Origin of the sequence: Psychrobacter sp. 78a-MNA-CIBAN-0178, assembly GCF_040309625.1 — a bacterium.
Taxonomy (GTDB): domain Bacteria; phylum Pseudomonadota; class Gammaproteobacteria; order Pseudomonadales; family Moraxellaceae; genus Psychrobacter; species Psychrobacter okhotskensis.
This window is the reverse complement of sequence record NZ_JBEOOZ010000004.1, coordinates 175,893-193,058: the sequence shown is the minus strand read 5'-3', so window position 1 is coordinate 193,058 and position 17,166 is coordinate 175,893. Positions and strand designations below refer to the sequence as shown.

The following is a 17,166-nucleotide window of genomic DNA, read 5'->3' as shown; positions in this document are numbered from 1 at the left end:
CTTTAGCATTCTGATTAGACTTAATACCAAACCCAAAAAGTAAGATTAGCTATGTCAAACTCGCTTAGCCTACAAGTCGTAGTACTTTCACTCGTTTTCCTTGCCACTCTAATTTTTGTGAATGGTATAACATTATTTTTATTAAACTGGTTTATTAAACGGATGCATCAAAATTAGAGTGACTATTGAGCGTTATTAGTAAACAAGCAATTTATCTATTAGCAATAAAAGCTTTACTGAATAGGCAACGCATAGCGGGTGTCATCATGATGCTGAGTCGCAGGCTTCGATACCAAAAAGCCGCCGCGTCCTAAACCACCAAAGCCATCCTCAGATAACGACAAAGGGCTAATATATTGCTTATCTAATTCCAGCTGCATCTCGACCGCCAAGCTCACACCGCACCATTTACGAATAAAATCGATAATGACGCGATACATATCCCCTGCAGGCAACAGTCTTAAATAGCGTTTGGCATCCAACTGATGAAAGACGATTCTAATTTTGCTATCGAACTGTACAGCCCGCGCGCCACAAAACGCTGACACCCCAAGTGCCGCATGCTGACCACCGAGTGCGGTCTGCTCGCTAGCGGGCAGATCAAACCACTCAGGCACGAACTGCTGAACGCTGACCGTACTATCTAAAAAATGTGACAATACATGCGCCAATTGGTCAGCGGTCAGACGTCCTGGAGCAATCATGCCAGCATAGGCAATCAAGCTATCGATTGCCGTTAGCTTCTTTGGCTGCCGTGCCAGTGCTCGCAAGCTCAGTAGGTAGCTGTCTTTTTTATGGTTTAATTCATACTGTAATGGCAGGTTATAAAACCAGCTGGCTTGTACATATAAATCCGTCAAACGATGATTAAACAAGTCTAAAAATGCCGGTGCGGCTTTATCTTTTGCATGGTGTACTCGCGAGGCCAAATGATCGGTATACATCGCTGGCAAGGCCGATAATGGGCCAGTCAATCCAATAACCGCTGGGTAAACCTCTAATTGCCTCACCTTCATTTCACTGGTATTTATTACAGTAGCATTGTCGTTCATGTTGTCTTCGGCAATGAGCGCCATCGACTCGATTTCGGCTTGCGGATAGGCCAATGACAAGGAAGCACGATAACGCACCTCGATAGGTGCATGCCCCATACTGGCTTCATGACGAACCAAACGTAATGCCTGCAATAGCTCGTAGGCTTGCGGCTTGGCAGTCAAATCCGTTAAATAAGAGGACTGAGACCGCTGCGTGGCTGACATCTATATATCTCCTCTTTAGTAACGGCATCACTGATGGCAACTTCAACGAAGCTATTTAAGCTGGCGTGATAGCCAAAAACATGGGCCAATAAATAGGCAAACTGACGGATACTGACCCCAGCAAAACTCTTTTGGTTAATATGTATGTCGATCACCGTACCACGTACAAAACCAGGCTGCGGCAAGCGCTGAATCCGCTGAGCTTTGATACTGGTGTTGACAGAGACGATGCCTTCTACCAGCAGTTTATTCGAGGCAGATTGAGTAATATCATATAGCGACAGATACTCTTTCATCAGCTCAGCATCTTGGGCGGCAAGTGATAAAAAGTTCAAACTGATCAGCGATATTAAGCGCCAACGCTCCTCACCGGTGTATTCAAAACGTGCCGTTCTGGTAGGCTGCTTTAATAATGACAGACTACTAAAGCCCGTCATTCCCTCACTAAACAAATCACCTCGGCTTTGACCGAATACCACTTGCGCGGGTAAGTCTCTATTAGTGCATAGCAAAGCGGCACTTATGCTGACCGCACCTGATACATCCTCACGCTGCTTTTCTACAAACATAATCTGATATTCGAAACCCTGCTTAAATTCAGCCATATCTTTATCACGTTTGATATGATAATAACGACCGTCATCTTGCTGCTCATAGTGATTGAGCGCATAAAATGGATGATACTCACGTTGTATCAAACGATTATTACTTTGCTTGGACTCTATGACTTTATTGACCTCATAAATCTCATGCTGAAAGAGCGCACGAGTATCAGGTACCAAATCATAATAAATAGAGCGATGAGTGACTTGAATGGGCTTGGCGGCGGCCTTGAATAGATTTATGACTGGCGTACAGAATAACTTGATACTACTGCTACTCAACTGCTGCAAGTTTTTTAGGCGAATGGTGTTCTTTTTATCAAACTTAAAATAACAGCGAATCTCAAAACCACTGCTATCTATCTTTAAATTTGGACAAGTACGACCAAGATTGAGACGTAGAAAGTTAAATTTTTCTGGAAAGTAAAAATACTCTTTTAATAAAGCAGAGGCAGCATTACTCACGCGGTGACTCGGTAGAAGTTGCTGCTCAGGATCGAAGCCTATAACCTCAAATGGACTGCCTGTCACCTTGTTGACTTGCTGACCTTGGATGTGGGTCTGCTTGACATCACAGCACAAGATATCCCAGAGGCTGGTGCCTTGACTAGCATCCTCATCTATATATAAATCTAACGAATGATTGAATAAAGCCTGATAGTCAAAGCTCGGATTAAGACCTTTGAATTTAATGTTAATGCAGCCGTTAAGCAGTCCATGCTGATTATCGTACACTTCTTGGCGCGTTTCAAAATCGACGCTATCTATCTGTAGCGGTAATAACGTGACGTCTTGGGTTGATTGAAATTGACAAGCCGTGCCATTAATTTTTTGGGTGGTAAAACCATGACCCTTATTGATTAAAGTAGCCTCACTCATCGCATTGCCCTGCACCCCCAGATTAAACTGAGCGATGGACACCGAAGGAAAAGGCTTAAGATAATCGGGATAGACCACTTCAAGTAGAGAATCGGTAAAGTCTGCGTATGAGTCATCAAGCTTTTTATTGATGCGGGCACTAATCAGTGAAAAAGCCTGAATAAGGCGCTCAATATGCGGATCATCTACCGTATCGTGACCCATCAATAACCGATTGGCAATTTTGGGATACTTTTTGGCAAATTCTTTTGATTGTTTATTAAACAAACTAAGCTCATGCTCAAAATAAGGAAGTAGACTGTCCATGATGCCTCAATATATTTATCACTGCTAACTCTGCCGATTTAGCCATGTTGTCGATTATTTTACTAGGTAACGTTGTGAGCTTGGCTCAAAGAACGCATCAAAGCTCACCAACTCTTGGGCAGGATAAACTTTGAGCAAAGCCTCGATAGAAAAACACAGCTGATTGACATCTACCGCGCCAATATCTAGCGATACTCTGACATTCTGCAGACGACTGTCTTGCTGCTCGACCGTCTGCGCGATTTGTCGGCAGATATAATCACAGTCTGCAGGATTGGCACTACTTAGTCCTACAAAGTCCAATATGCCAAAATTCAGTATCGATGAACGTACATGCTGGTAACTTTCTAAGCGCTCTGATATCACGCAACGTGTGTTTAATAGCGCCTCTAAATCTTGCGCTACTGAAGACTTTAACTCATCGATATTAAGCCTGCGAACCACAAGCTCATGTGCTAGATGACGAGGGGCATCATCAAATAATTGCTCAAATAAATTTGGTCGAAATCCGACTTCCTTATTTGAAGCTTTGGCAGCATAGTTCATTGTTGATCGCATTCCTGTCTTATAAAACGGAAAAGAGAAAGGTCCAAATGTAAACCTTTCTCTTTTATCGTAACGTACTCATTATTTTTTATACTACCCAGACTTAAGCGGTATAAGTAGCAGTGTTGTTGGCTAGTGACCATTTCTTCGTCACAGCACCTTTGGCAGTACCATCGATATCTTGCTGGGTGTAAGTCCACTCAACTGCCGCATACTTGATACCAACTTTTTCAATTGGCACGCCTTCTGAGCGTACCGTTGGTTCAACGCTAGCAATGAGCGCATGCTTAAGTTTCACTTCAAGATATTTAACACGTTTGTCACCATTGGCACGATAAAAATCGATTTGAATTTCATCAAAAGTATAGCCAGCTGAACACGCTTCCCATAGCTTGGGACTGGTCGAGTCCAAATCTTTCATAAAGGTCATATCGGCATGTTCACAGCGCTCAGAGGTGTGACCACCAACGCTACTTGCTGTCGCTGATTTTGGCTGACGGATCAGGTGATCCCATGTATTTACTTCAAGCCAACCTTTATGCTCGCTATCACGAGACTCACCGTCAATTTTGTATTTACCACGGAACTGAATATAAATATCTTTCATATCACACACCTTTTAAAAAATTAAAGTTTAACGTTGGGTTTTAATAAACGATCAGCTGTTGCTAGACTGCGGCAGTTGAGTGACCAGACGCAAAGAAACAGACAATTCGTCAAGCTGAAAATGTGGTCTCAAAAAGACCACGGACTTGTAGACACCAGGTTTGCCTGGCACTTCTACAACTTGTACAGAAGCTTCGCGCAGTGGGTACTGGGCTTTGGCTTCTTGTGAGGCTCCGTCGTCTAGCAAAACATAACGCGAAATCCAGTCATTCAAAAATGATTCGACATTGCCAGGCGCTAAAAAACTACCAACCTTGTCGCGCATCATTGCTTTTAGGTAATGAGCAATGCGTGATACTGCCATGATGTATTGCAGCTGAGTGGATAGCACCGCATTGGCATTGGCATCATCGTTTTGATACGTTTTGGCTTTTTGTACCGACTGCGCCCCAAAAAAGGCGGCATAGTTGGTATTTTTGCAATGCACTAATGGAATGAAACCCAAGTCACTTAACTCTTTCTCACGGCGATCGGTAATAGATATCTCAGTTGGGCATTTAAGCGCCAAGTCCCCTTCATCAGTCTTAAAGGTATGGACAGGTAAACCCTCAACCAAGCCGCCACCTTCCACACCGCGAATAGCCGCACACCAACGATAATCAGAAAAGGCAGAAGTCAATCGCGAAGCAAAAGCATAAGCGGCATTCACCCATAGATAATCATTGTGATCATTACCAGAGACTTCTTCAGTGAAGTTAAAGCCCTCTACCACTGTGCCATCTTTAGGATCATAAGGCAGACGACCTAAAAAACTAGGTACTGTCAGCGCCACATAGCGAGCATCCTCTGACTGTCTAAAGGCGCGCCAGCGTATGTATTCAGCCGTTTCGAATATCTTTGATAAATCGCGTGGGCGGCCAATATCAGTAAAGGAATCGAGTCCGAACATCTCAGCAGAAGCCGCCGACACAAACGGTGCATGGGAAGCAGCAGCAACATGAGACAACTGCTCAAGCAGATACATATCAGAGTTTTGGCGAGTAAATTCAAAATCGCCAACGATAGCGGCATAAGGTTCACCACCGAAGCTACCGAACTCTTCTTCGTATATTTTCTTAAACAGCGTGCTTTGATCAAAATCAATTGACGATTGAAAATCTTTGGTAAGCTCGCGCTTCGTAGTATTCATCATACGAATCTTTAGCATGGATTCCGACGGAGTCTGGCTACATAAATAATGCAACCCACGCCAGCTAGACTCTAGCTTTTGAAACTCGGGCGCGTGCATGACGGTGGTCAGCTGCTTGGAGATCAACGCGTCAATTTGGGCAATACGCGCGTCAATCGATGCGGCTAAATTGTCTGATAATGTCACCGTGCCTTGCATGACTTCATTGGCCAGCTCTGCAATTTGCGACTTCGCGCGATTTTTTTCGTCATCGGACTTGGCAACATTACTTTTATTGACGATTTCTTCGAGTAAGTCATAGCTCTCGCTATTCAATGGATCCGTTGCTATCTGCTGCTGGGCTTGAGCATTCATCGTTTAATCCTCACCGTCGGTTTGATTTTGTTCTGCCATTTTTTTGACTTGCTCAGTGTTCTTAAGCACGTCATCTAATAGGTCTTCAAGTTTTTCGTTGGCCGATATTTTGTTGCGTAAATCTGCCAAGCGATCTCGTGCTTGTACCAGTTGCTTTAATGGCTCAATTTGATCAGCAACCGCTTCAGGACGAAAATCGTTGATACTATTGAATGCCAAATCAACTGCGAACTCGCCGCCTTTATCACTCAAGTCATTGCTTACTCGGAACGTCGCACGCGGTGCTAGACCTGACATCACCTCATCAAAGGTATCCAAATCTACTTCGACAAACTTTTTGTCTTTAAAGCGCGGTTGCTCAAGAGTAGAATCTCCTGAAAACTCTCCCAACACCCCAACGACAAACGGAATTTCTTTCGTTTCGATCGCATCGCCCACTTCAACGTCATAAGTCAAATGCACCCGAGGCGCACGTACTTTTGCCAGTTTCTTTTGTACACTGTCTTGCTTTGCCATAATAAGTTACCTCAGCAGTTTCTGGTTTCAACGTAATATACTGAATGGATCAGTAGATTTGGTGTTGCTACTTCTAGGGGATGATGGTTTAGCCGGTCTCTGAACAGGCTTCGCTTTTGGCACTGGACGTGACTTTTGTTTCACTGCTGCTTTTCTTTTAACAGGGGCGGCTGGTCTTTTGACGGCTGCGCGGCGCTTCGCGTTGGACACGCTTTTGCTTCTAGTCGATCGAGCCTTCACCACAGGCGCAGGTGGTTTTGGCAAAGACTCATCATAGTTAAAACCGTAGACTTCACCATATATCTTGCTAAGCGCGTGCTGATACTCAGTTAAAAATGCCGTATCCATATCATCCGTCAAGTAATCTGACTGTAATTGGCTCTGTGAGACAAGAGCACTGCTATTTATAAGGATGCTTTTGAGCGTGGTGGTGCTTTGACCTAAATCAATTGCTTCGCTCGCTGCGTAGACAGCATAAGCATGATAGCCATTGTTGGCGTAAATCTGAGCCAACAGCTCCCAAGCCAAAGAATCCTTCGGATTACGAGTTAGCCTCTGATTTAAGTCGGCAATCAATTGATGCAACTGCGGTGATTTTGCATCCGCATTTTTAAGGGCAGCATATTGGTTGATGATGCTTGACCCTGGATCTTGCTCTTGTATCGAAAGCTCACTATGAGCTGTACCCATAACCGATCCCATAATAAGTAGACCGGTCAAGATCGTCTTAGGTATTTTATTAGTGACTTTGATAGCGTTTTTAATACTTATCATCGTAAATCGGTGCTCGCTATTATTAATATGAGATGTATGCATCTGTTGACTCGATAATGGTTAATCAGCCGTACTAACCAAGGTCGTCATATTGGTTAAAGTGTCTTTGAATCTCGCTTTATCATTATCGTTCATCACCGCATTGTCACTATAAGCGTCAATATTACTCTCCGTTACTTTGACCGCAGAGAGCATAGCAAGTTGACGCGCTCCTACCAGCTGATCATCGAGACTCAATGCTTCGGTTGCCGCTCTTAATGAACGGGCGTACTTTTTTGATTGATAGTTGCTTTGAGCAATGGTCAGCCATTGCTGGGCTGTCACTGCACGCCCATCATCGACTTTCATAGCATCAGAAAGATAAGAGGGTGAAGGCTCATCCAACTGCTTAGCCACTGTTGGCTTAGAAACCGTTAAGGGCTGTGTGTTTTTCTTCGCGGCGCCACCGCACGCTGTCAGTAACACACTGGCACTGAAAATCACAGATAGCAGACCTACCCCTTTCAGCTTAGTACAATCAATAGAGTTCATAAGCAAATCATCATCATTAAAACAAAAAGAATAAGAGAAAGTATGACGTTATAATAGAATATATTTAGAACTAAAGTTCTTTAATGAAAAACTTGTTGCAAATCGATTATACAGATACTTGACAATATTTCAATAAACTCTATACTTTTCTTAGTATATATTTTAGCAGTGCTTACTTTTAAGCGACCGACTGTACCCTTAAATCTGCAGTCACGGGAACCTCCCTTATGCCTTCGCAAACCGCTCGTCTACACCAAATTACCGTTGATACCAATAATACACCCATTACCACCTTATATCCTGCTGCGTTCTCTTGGTCAAGCGCCATTGATAAAGTAGCTACTAGTCAGCTGTTGTTCTACTCACATGCTTTTATAGATTCAAACTCTTGTTTATCTTTGATAAATACATTTGTCTGCTTAAATACCCTTTCAGTTTCCCGTGAACCCAGTCATCGCACTGGGCTTATTAAAGCCGTCAACTACCAGCAGTCAGATGGCGCACTGCATTTTTACACGTTAGACATCGTCAGCCCCGATTGGCAATTAACCCAGTGCATTCATACTCGCAGTTTCATCAATCAATCTACGCTCGATATCGTCACTACCCTCTTTGCCGACTATGAATTTGATTGGCAGTTATCTGAGACTTTGCAGGCATCAGAGCGCTTGTCTTCTCAGCTTCCTATGCGCACCCAGTCGGATGTCAGTGATTGGGAGTTTATAACCGGGCTACTTGCTGATAGTGGTGTCAGTACCCTATGGATATCGGGTGATTCATTAGATAATTTAGGGTATCTGATGCTACTAAGCAGTTTTGATGAGACAGAGTTACTACCATTAGATTATCGTTATGCCCAGTCTTCTATCCAGTCAGGACAAGATACGGTTAATGAGCTACAAATGAGCACGCAGCAACTGGGTAGTCAGACGGTAATAGTAAAAGCAGATGGCTTAAGCGCGGATACTATTTATGAAGGCCAAGCCGCTGATGAGTCAGCACTAGCAATAGATGACACGACTGTGCTTTTAGGCGCGCCCTCACGCGTCGATAGCGATAGCGCAGCGACGGTGTTGGCACAGCAATGGGTGAATGCCAATCGCTGTCAGCGTGAACATTACCAAGCGACTGGTGCGATGCGAGGCATGGTGGTCGGTAGTCCTGTGAGTATTCATAATTTACCTACTATCGGTCGTTTGACTAGCTACTGTATCAGTACGCAGATGGTTGGGATTGAGCCGGACAGCGACAGCGTGTCTTATCATCATCAAGTATTTATCAAAGCGTGGTTACAACGTACGACGCAACAGAGCGGGATATCCCTCCCCGATCATGGCTTTGATATCGCCCGCGATACTGGGGTTTGGGTATCAGCGACTCTATTAGAATCTTCAATTACCTACTGTCCTTATCCAAGTAAACTCTCCTTTGTCAGCAGTACTTATCAAGGTCTCGCCCAAGCGCGTACTGGTGACACCAGTTTATCAGCCTCCCCCAGTTATGACTCTAGTGTCACCGATGACAACCTACAGCAAACCATCACCACTCCCGTCTACTCAGGCATCAGCCCTCACGACGACGGCACTACCCCGCCCCTACGCGCATTGCAACTGTCATCCGGTAGCACGCATGGTTGGCAGTTTGCGCCAAGGCTTGGACAGTCGGTACTGCTTAATTACTGGTATGGCGATATCGACAGTCCGGTGATTAGCAGATCACTGTTCGACGGTATCGGTATGGGTGATGTGAATGAGAAAGACATTACCACTCGTGACGCTGGATTATCTAATAGACATAACTTACAAGGCGGCGCGTCCCCTAGATGGCATGGTGGTGGCCTCGGACATTCGCAAATTAGTGAAGATGATGGGCACAGTGGTTGGATCTCTGGTATTGCTCAATATGGGCTGACGTCTGATTCTGAAGTGACCCTAAGTTTCGATGACACGCCTAATAAAGTCGGTCTCCAGTGGACGGTGAATACGGGCAGCAAAGCCAATGCTGAGACGCCGACCATCACTTCTAGCGCCACCTTTACCTCTGATGAGCATGTGCTTGAGCTTGGCGTGCTACGTCATCGCTTTAGTAATCATCAATCATCAGATAGTGGACAAGGTATTAATCTAGCAACCGACCATGGACTACAGATCATTGGCGATACCGGTGTCCTACTCTCCACTTTCGGTATCAGACATAGTCAAAGCGAGCACGAGTCAGCTTGGGTCAATGATGCAGGACAACGTCAGTTAAAAATGGGCACTGAGCTGAGCGAAACCTTTAAAGAGGCAAAGCAGGCACATTTGCAATCAACCGAGGCACTTAGTAATGCCAACCAAACAATAGAAGCCTTTAAAACCAGCGCACAAATTATAGATGAAACCTTGAATACGGAAGTGTTAGGCGCAGCCGATGTGATGCTGGTCAGCAAAGACAGCATTCTGGCCTCTGCAAATAATACGCTATGGACAGCGAAAACAATAGTCATACAGTCAGGCGCTACCCAGTCGGATGTGGTGGCAGGCAATTATACGCTGACGGCAAATACGATTGACTCGCTCTCTGGGGTTGGTGGTCAAGCGGATCAGTCAGGGCTACATATCAGTGCCAACACTAAACCTGTAGCGATACAAGCCCAAGGCGGTGAGCTGCAATTGCATAGCCAACTTAGCATGACCATCGGTAGTGAGTCGGGTCAGGTGAATATCTCAAGTCCCAAACGTATTAAGCTGCAAACCAGTGCAGGAGCGTCAATTACTATCGATGATAGCGGCATTAAGCTGGTGTGTCCGGGGGTGATTAAAGTGCAGGCGGTGAAGAAGAGTTTGGTAGGCGGAGGTAAAGTTAACGCGCCAGTGATTTCCTTAGTTAAGTCTGGGTTATTCAGTAAAGCTTTTGATTTAAAAAAACTTATTCCTCAAGATTTAATTGACCAAGGTATTAGCTATAAGCTTATTAATCATACAAGAGGTACAGAAATCGAAGGGAAGCTTGATGAAGAGGGTCAGACTTTAAGAATGTTTGGAAATAAAGCTGAGAAGGTTGAGTTAGAGCTTATTGGTAACGTGAACCATAAAGGAGAAATTAAAGCGACTGACATATCAGATCAAATAAAGTGCAGTAACACTTCTTTAGAAGATTTGTTTTTAGATGATGACAATGTCGATAGCTGTGGCTGTTAAACCTCTTAATAGAGCAAATTGATAGGATAACCTATGTACTTATTTAATAATAAAAATCTATACTTGTTTTTCATACCCCTCTTCACGACACCATTCGTCAGTGTAGCTCAAACCACAAACGAAGAAGATTATCAAAGCTATATAGATAGCATACCACGCGTTCAGCTCAAAATAATCGCTCCTTCACAAGATGAAGAGAACGAACCTTCAGAGCAAGCATATATCTCAGATTCTTTAAGCTATACAGATAAGCTTAATATCAAGCTGGCATTGGATAATGTTCCTTTTCGATATTTAACCTACGAATACGGCAGTGGAAAATTTACCACCTATCCATTTGAGCTAGTTAATGAAGTATTACCAACGATAGAGGGTAGTAACCCTGATTATGATAAAAGATACGATAAAGCCTTTCAAAAAATGATTTTTGAACTTGTTAGTCCTATTGATTTGGCTTACAAAGAGCTTTATGCAATGGGAACACAACGAGAAGGTCTGTACATACAAGATATAAATACTAATAAAAAGTATGTGTTCAACAAGATCTGCTTTGATAGTAAATGTGCTATAGGTCAAGTGTTCTATATTTTTGACCCCGAAAACTATGAAATGACAGGTATGCTCTATGACGGTTGTTTGTTTGTTAAAAATAATATGACAGGTAATGATCAACGTACTAAAGAGCTATTACAAAAATATGTCGATGCACAAAACCCTCTAGATTATAGCTATGCTCCTAATGCTTGTAAAAACGCTCGTCGATAGTAAAGGAAAAATAATATGGGCTCACTAATAAAGCCAGTTAAAGGAGTTACTTATACTCCTAATAGGATAGGATATATTGGAGCTGTTTCTAGACAGGAGTCAACATCTGATTTACGTTATTCTTATACCTATACTGGAGATAACAAAGAAGGCATTAAAGTTGATAATCCAACCGCTGTTAGCATATTAAATCCTTGGAATTATGTGGGGCTGTTTCAGTTTTCTGAAGTAGCATTACAGGATGTAGGTTGTTATCGCTTTGATGGAACTAAAAATTTAAAAACTCAAGATTGGGGAGGGACTGGGAACTATTGGACTGGTAAATTTGGTGCTACTTCACTTAACGTCTTTAAAAGCAGCGGTACTATCCAGATGAAAGCAATCCAATATTGGATTGATCGCTTATGTGGCTATATGAGGAATATAAATGCAAATGAATTTTATGGTAAGACTATTACAGAAGCCAAAAATCTTGCTTCTTTTGAAGTGACAGAATCGGGAGTCATTGCAGCTAGACATTTAAAAGGTGATGATGCAGTAATAGATTTTTTAAAATCGAATGGAAAAATTAATGATGTAGATGGCAACGGCACTAGTGTTGGTAAGTATATGAGTCTATTTGCTCATTATAACCTTCAAACTTGTTGTAAACGAAAAATATACGTAAAGGTTGTGGATGCTAAAAAGGTTGGTATTCCCAATAAAGAAGTTGAAATCAGCTCTGAATACAAAGGTAAATTTAATCTAGGTAAAATAGTAGCTACTCATAAAACTGATAAAGAAGGTAATTTACCAGTAATAATTAGACATCCAGGAACGAAAATTCAGTTAAAACTTGACGGAACTCTTGTTGAAACAATAATTCAAAAAGCAGATCAGATACAAGGCTATGAAATACTTTATCTAGGTAAGAATAACTACTCATCCGTACTATCAGAACATAAAAAATCGGAAGCTACACAAAAGCCTAATGATAGCAATAGTAGTACCAATAATGATAAAACAAGTAGTTCAGAACAAAAGGACGATGGCATTACTATTGCTATCATTGATGAAGTAATTTTTAATATAAAACTAGTCGAAGGCGACACAGGTAAGTCTTTACCAAACACAACCTATCATCTTGAGTACAAAAACAACATCAAACCCCATAAAACGAATAACTCAGGTATCGACTCAGGTATAAAAGCAGATGTCAGCCAATCTATTGGCGTTTATCTTGATGATGACGGTGGCAAAAAACAATCTATTTACAGCATGGCGTTTCCTGTTACTGGAGACTTAAACGGACAAACCAAAGTACTCAAAGTCCCTGTTGTCTCTTTTAACATTAAGTTTGTCGATAATAATCATCAACCCATACCTCATTACGAGTTTAAAACCCTATATCGTGGCAGACAATCTGCTATAAAAAGAGCAAACCGCCAAGGTATTAGCACTATAAAAGCCCTTGCTGGTCAAAAGCTTACCCTTATCGATGGACAAGGTAGAGCGCAAACAACCGCCATCGTTACCTATGGCTCCAAACAATGGACTATGATAATAGGTACAAACATCACCGAAGAAGACATCAGCGATGCCTCAGATATCTTAAATCAAGACACATCGACTACTCCAGAGACCAGTGAACAAGAGGACACACCAAAACCTCAAACAGAGCAAGACCCTGTCATCAAAGTAGAAAAGCCAAAGGTAACAGAGGTTGAAAAAGATACAGAAACAGGGCCGACACTTGAGGTTTCCTCAGATGAGGCTAAAATTACCATAAAGTTCGTTGATGAATCTACAAATAAGCCACTATCAGGGCTTTCATATATTACTCAGTCCACTAAATATGGTAAGAATTCTTCGATAACAGGTAGTGACGGTACTAGAGGTAGACCACACGAATCATTGGTTGGCGTTGAGATAACGGTGATAGTCAGTGAGGACGGTAAAGAGGTTAAAAAAGGTAGCTTCATTGTAAATAATGATAGAGATAAGGTCTACATTTATAAGGCTAAGAAGCCTGAATTCGAAAAAGGTATAATTACTTACAATATCTATGAAGATCATCAAATTATTAAGTACATTCCTAAAAACATATCTTCAAGTAATAAACAAAAATATAAGTATATATATTACGAAAAAAATGGTAAAAAACATAATATTTGTACTGTTAATTGGAATACTACCAAAGAAAAGAGTAAAGGAGAAAAACGTAGTAGTAAACCAACTCATGCATCTATTTTGTATGATAAAAAAGTTAATCAAGGTCAGACGTCTAGACGAGTTAAATATGAAAATGGCGATATCGCAGAGTACGGAATTAACAATGGTGAATATTTTTGGAGGCTATTCAAGGCTTTATCTGGAGATATTACTTTAGTTAGGATGCCTGACTCATTGAAGTATAATAATAGTAATGTAAAAATATCATACACATTTTCAAATACTCAGAGAAGATATACTAGTCCAGGTCATTTAGCATGTTTTATCGGTGCATTAGCTACTACTGGTTTAGCGATACAATCTACAGGTAGTTGTTTTGAAGAAGGAACTGGTTTTCCAAGTACTTCACATAATAACGGTAGAAGTGTAGATACCATTTATTTAACGAATCAAAACAATGAACAAAAATATATTACAGCAATGAAAAATTTTGGTTGCCATACACAGTATAGGGGGCGTAGCAAGCCTAAATATGAATGGACTACACCAGCAGCCTATCATGATAGCCATTTGCATTCAATGTTCGATGAAAAGCGCGTAAAAATAATCAGAGAATAATATGTTTAAATATAGCTTAATATTTGTAATGGTCATACTTTGCTCCTGTAGTGTAGATACAAGTGAAACAAAAACTTCGGCTCCTTTAAATGAAACATTATCTAAAGAACTTAGTTCTACAGATTTACACTCTACAGGTATAGGTATCAAACAAATTTCTGATAAAGAATTTATACATCTACTAGAAAAATCATGTTCGGCTGAAAATCTTTCTTACCCCGAAAAATGCTTATACTACGACAAAGTTAGTAATTATAGTTTTGATAGTATAAACCTTGATAGGTTCTCAGATACTAAAAGTAAAGTCATATTGGATACTAGACTGCTCTTAGGGTCAAAGAATGATGATGGTGATTACACTACTAAGACACTTAAATTAAGTACAAATATTGACGGGTTAGAAATTGACTCTATAAATATTTATGAATATGAATTTAATGAATATTCGTATAATGAACGTATTTTTTATATGAATCAGGATTTTGAATTATGGATTCTTAATTCAATTATGTTTGAAGGTGTCTTATATGTCGTATCTTGGGAAAAATATAATATCAATCCCAAAACTGGGAAAATATCAATTGACTCTACAGTACATTATACTTCAATTCACGAATCAGAATCAATTTACAAAGGGTTGATAATGTAAGTGATCAGAATAAATGAGCCTTTCCTAAGGAACAATGATGTTTCTCTATATAAAAAAATATTTATCACAACAGTCATATTATTAATAACTGGCTGCAGAAATCCAGCAAATTCAGAAGCATCTATCAATCGAGAATCCAATAGTGTTCAATATAATATTACCTTAAACTGTGATGATTTCGAACTTAATAATGATCAACTCTTATTATGTGACTACTGGAAGAATTTTAATGAGTTTGACAGTATCATAAACTTAAAAAACCTTAAAGAATATAACGGCACTATTAATAATATTCGTGATTTTTCTCCTATTGATTTTGCATTTTCAGCGTCCACTAAGATTACATATAAAAATAAGGTATATGAAGCGAATATTTACCCTAATTCAAGAATTGAGTTAATTGATAAGAACAATACAGATAGTTTAAATTTTATATGTACTATAGTATAGTCAGTTCAAAATAAAATTGTTATGGCCAGGACAAATATCATAAAACAATTTGGATAAGTCATTTTCCATCCAGCCTTGGCGTAGAAACTTTACCTGAGCCCATTTTTTCTCGATAGGATTCAGATCAGGGCTGTAGGGTGGCAGCCATAAAATACGATGACCATGCCTGTTTAATAGTTTTTGAATACGCTTACTCTTATGAAATCTAGCATTATCCATCACAATCACGCATTTGGTTTTAAGACTTGGAATAAGTGTGAACTTGCACCAGTCGTAGAATATGCTGCTGTTAATGTTGTGCGTAAAGTAATCAATTGCAAACAGCATCTTTTCATACAGAGCACCGATAACGTTGGTTCGCTTTTTACCTTGCCAATTGTAGCTATCAATACTAAAGCATACCATATGGGTGTTGCCCAATTCCCAAAGACAAAGCAAGCAGGTATTGGTAATTCCACAACAGTATCAATTGAAGTTGCTGGTCTTTCGTATGACAAAAACGGTAAGCAAACTTGGGTAGATGTTGATCATTGGGAGGATGTAACGGATAAACAAGCTAGATCAGTAGCTTGCTTACTGGTTGCTTTAATGAAAAAATATAATTTCACATATGAGAAAGTTCATTTTCATGAAGACTTATGTAACAAACAAAGATATGAAGGGCGCTTAGTTTGGATAGCTATGAAAAAATATTTACCAAATCCTACTTCTGGAAACAAACCCACACCTTATCGCAATAGCAAGCTTATACTTGATCCAAGATTTCCTGAGGGATGAGAAATGAAAAAAAATATTTACAGGATTTTCCTAACAATATTATCTATTGCATTAGCAGGTTGCAGTAATGCGGAGAATAAAAATAAATCAGTGCTACCTCAGACTGATAAAGAAGATTTTTTTTTAGATAAACCAAAAATACAATCACTAAAAACATCTGAACCTCAATTAAAATGCGAACAGTTTAATCTAGATGTAGAAGATAATATAGTCTGCACCTACTGGAACAACTCTAAGAAATTTGAGAAAGAGATAAAAATTCAAGAATATGAAATTTATCCTTCGCTTATAGAAGTCCATGAATTATCTCCAACTGAGTATAATTTTTTTACAACTACAAATATCTATTATAAAAACAAGAATTATAAGGCCAATATTTTTCCAAATTCTAGAGTTCAACTATCAAATGGAAATGAAGTTATCAATCTAATCTGTAATAAAGATAGTTGCTCTAAGCCATTTCTATGGGGTTTTGCTACAGAGTCAACTATAAGAGATAATCCTGAATTAGCTGATGCAATGATGACTAAGATATCATCTATATATACCTATAACTACAACACCTACCTTAAAAAAACGAGCAGCCAATCAGTCAAAGACAAACTAGCAGTCAAAGTCTATTTTGAAAACCCAAATTTAGATGATTCAAGCTATGTTATTCGACATGTAGATAAAGATTCACCACTAAAGAACACTATTCAAGAATACTTGAACGGTTTAACACCAGAAGAGAAAAAACTAGGGTTTGAGTCTAGTAATTTTGGCAATGAAAATTTTACAGTGAAAATTGAGAACCACATCGCTAAGATTCACTTTACTGCTAGTGACTTAACTAAAGATTTGAGATCGCCACAGCAAGTGATCGATTTTACGTCCTCTATTGATAGAACTGCAGAGCAATTTGATACCGTTGACGACGCAGAAATCTGTGTTAATAATACCTACAACTATCATATGTCTTTTTTGGCTAATGAAGAACCAGTTGATTGTCCCTTTTAACTTTTATTTCAACTAT

The 17,166-nt window shown here is 40.2% G+C and carries 15 protein-coding genes; 6 read left to right on the top strand and 9 right to left on the bottom strand.

The window, feature by feature from the left end:
• Window positions 1-233: 233 nt before the first annotated feature.
• The 8 genes from tssG to AAEY80_RS04770 all read right to left on the bottom strand — a co-directional run bounded on the left by tssG (window position 234) and on the right by AAEY80_RS04770 (window position 7,562).
• Window positions 234-1,259 (bottom strand): type VI secretion system baseplate subunit TssG, encoded by a 1,026-nt coding sequence (gene tssG / locus AAEY80_RS04805; protein ID WP_201615737.1) that lies wholly within the window; start codon window positions 1,257-1,259, stop codon window positions 234-236.
• Window positions 1,223-3,046, bottom strand: a complete 1,824-nt coding sequence (gene tssF, locus AAEY80_RS04800; protein ID WP_350587948.1) for a type VI secretion system baseplate subunit TssF — start codon at window positions 3,044-3,046, stop codon at window positions 1,223-1,225. The genes tssG and tssF overlap by 37 nt, the downstream gene beginning before the upstream one ends.
• 54 nt (window positions 3,047-3,100) lie before the next feature.
• Window positions 3,101-3,592, bottom strand: a complete 492-nt coding sequence (gene tssE / locus AAEY80_RS04795) for a type VI secretion system baseplate subunit TssE (protein WP_051395138.1) — start codon at window positions 3,590-3,592, stop codon at window positions 3,101-3,103.
• A 103-nt stretch (window positions 3,593-3,695) separates the two neighbouring features.
• On the bottom strand, window positions 3,696-4,199 hold the full coding sequence (locus AAEY80_RS04790) for an Hcp family type VI secretion system effector (protein ID WP_025651832.1): 504 nt from the start codon (window positions 4,197-4,199) through the stop codon (window positions 3,696-3,698).
• A 51-nt stretch (window positions 4,200-4,250) separates the two neighbouring features.
• Complete coding sequence (gene tssC / locus AAEY80_RS04785) at window positions 4,251-5,741, bottom strand: type VI secretion system contractile sheath large subunit (RefSeq protein ID WP_101211385.1); 1,491 nt, start codon at window positions 5,739-5,741, stop codon at window positions 4,251-4,253.
• A gap of 3 nt (window positions 5,742-5,744) precedes the next feature.
• The gene (tssB, locus tag AAEY80_RS04780; RefSeq protein ID WP_045448203.1) at window positions 5,745-6,257 is read right to left on the bottom strand and encodes a type VI secretion system contractile sheath small subunit; all 513 of its coding nucleotides are present in this window, start codon (window positions 6,255-6,257) and stop codon (window positions 5,745-5,747) included.
• A 27-nt stretch (window positions 6,258-6,284) separates the two neighbouring features.
• Entirely contained in the window at window positions 6,285-7,073 is a 789-nt protein-coding gene (locus AAEY80_RS04775; protein ID WP_025651835.1) for a tetratricopeptide repeat protein, read from the bottom strand.
• Between the two features lie 18 nt (window positions 7,074-7,091).
• Window positions 7,092-7,562 (bottom strand): hypothetical protein, encoded by a 471-nt coding sequence (locus AAEY80_RS04770; RefSeq protein ID WP_025651836.1) that lies wholly within the window; start codon window positions 7,560-7,562, stop codon window positions 7,092-7,094.
• Between the two features lie 227 nt (window positions 7,563-7,789).
• On the opposite strand from AAEY80_RS04770, the gene AAEY80_RS04765 reads away from it, so the two are divergent.
• From AAEY80_RS04765 to AAEY80_RS04750, 4 genes are read left to right on the top strand one after another with little or no spacing between them, the layout of a single operon-like run.
• On the top strand, window positions 7,790-10,741 hold the full coding sequence (locus AAEY80_RS04765) for a contractile injection system protein, VgrG/Pvc8 family (RefSeq protein WP_350587947.1): 2,952 nt from the start codon (window positions 7,790-7,792) through the stop codon (window positions 10,739-10,741).
• Between the two features lie 33 nt (window positions 10,742-10,774).
• Window positions 10,775-11,506, top strand: coding sequence for a hypothetical protein (locus AAEY80_RS04760; protein WP_025651838.1), 732 nt, complete (start codon window positions 10,775-10,777; stop codon window positions 11,504-11,506).
• A gap of 15 nt (window positions 11,507-11,521) precedes the next feature.
• Window positions 11,522-14,275, top strand: coding sequence for a hypothetical protein (locus tag AAEY80_RS04755; protein WP_350587946.1), 2,754 nt, complete (start codon window positions 11,522-11,524; stop codon window positions 14,273-14,275).
• A gap of 1 nt (window position 14,276) precedes the next feature.
• Window positions 14,277-14,924 (top strand): hypothetical protein, encoded by a 648-nt coding sequence (locus AAEY80_RS04750; protein WP_025651840.1) that lies wholly within the window; start codon window positions 14,277-14,279, stop codon window positions 14,922-14,924.
• A gap of 450 nt (window positions 14,925-15,374) precedes the next feature.
• On the opposite strand, the gene AAEY80_RS04745 is transcribed toward AAEY80_RS04750, so the two are convergent.
• Window positions 15,375-15,689 carry a transposase gene (locus tag AAEY80_RS04745; protein WP_350587952.1) on the bottom strand — a complete coding sequence of 105 codons (315 nt, stop codon included), beginning with the start codon at window positions 15,687-15,689 and terminating at the stop codon, window positions 15,375-15,377.
• Here AAEY80_RS04745 and AAEY80_RS04740 point away from each other — a divergent pair.
• Together AAEY80_RS04740 and AAEY80_RS04735 are read left to right on the top strand one after the other, a co-directional pair.
• Window positions 15,573-16,151 carry a peptidoglycan recognition protein family protein gene (locus AAEY80_RS04740; RefSeq protein ID WP_350587944.1) on the top strand — a complete coding sequence of 193 codons (579 nt, stop codon included), beginning with the start codon at window positions 15,573-15,575 and terminating at the stop codon, window positions 16,149-16,151. The two genes, AAEY80_RS04745 and AAEY80_RS04740, sit on opposite strands and share 117 nt — an antisense overlap.
• 3 nt (window positions 16,152-16,154) lie before the next feature.
• Window positions 16,155-17,150: a hypothetical protein gene (locus tag AAEY80_RS04735; RefSeq protein WP_101211750.1), complete on the top strand. Its 996-nt coding sequence runs from the start codon at window positions 16,155-16,157 to the stop codon at window positions 17,148-17,150.
• Window positions 17,151-17,166 lie beyond the last annotated feature (16 nt).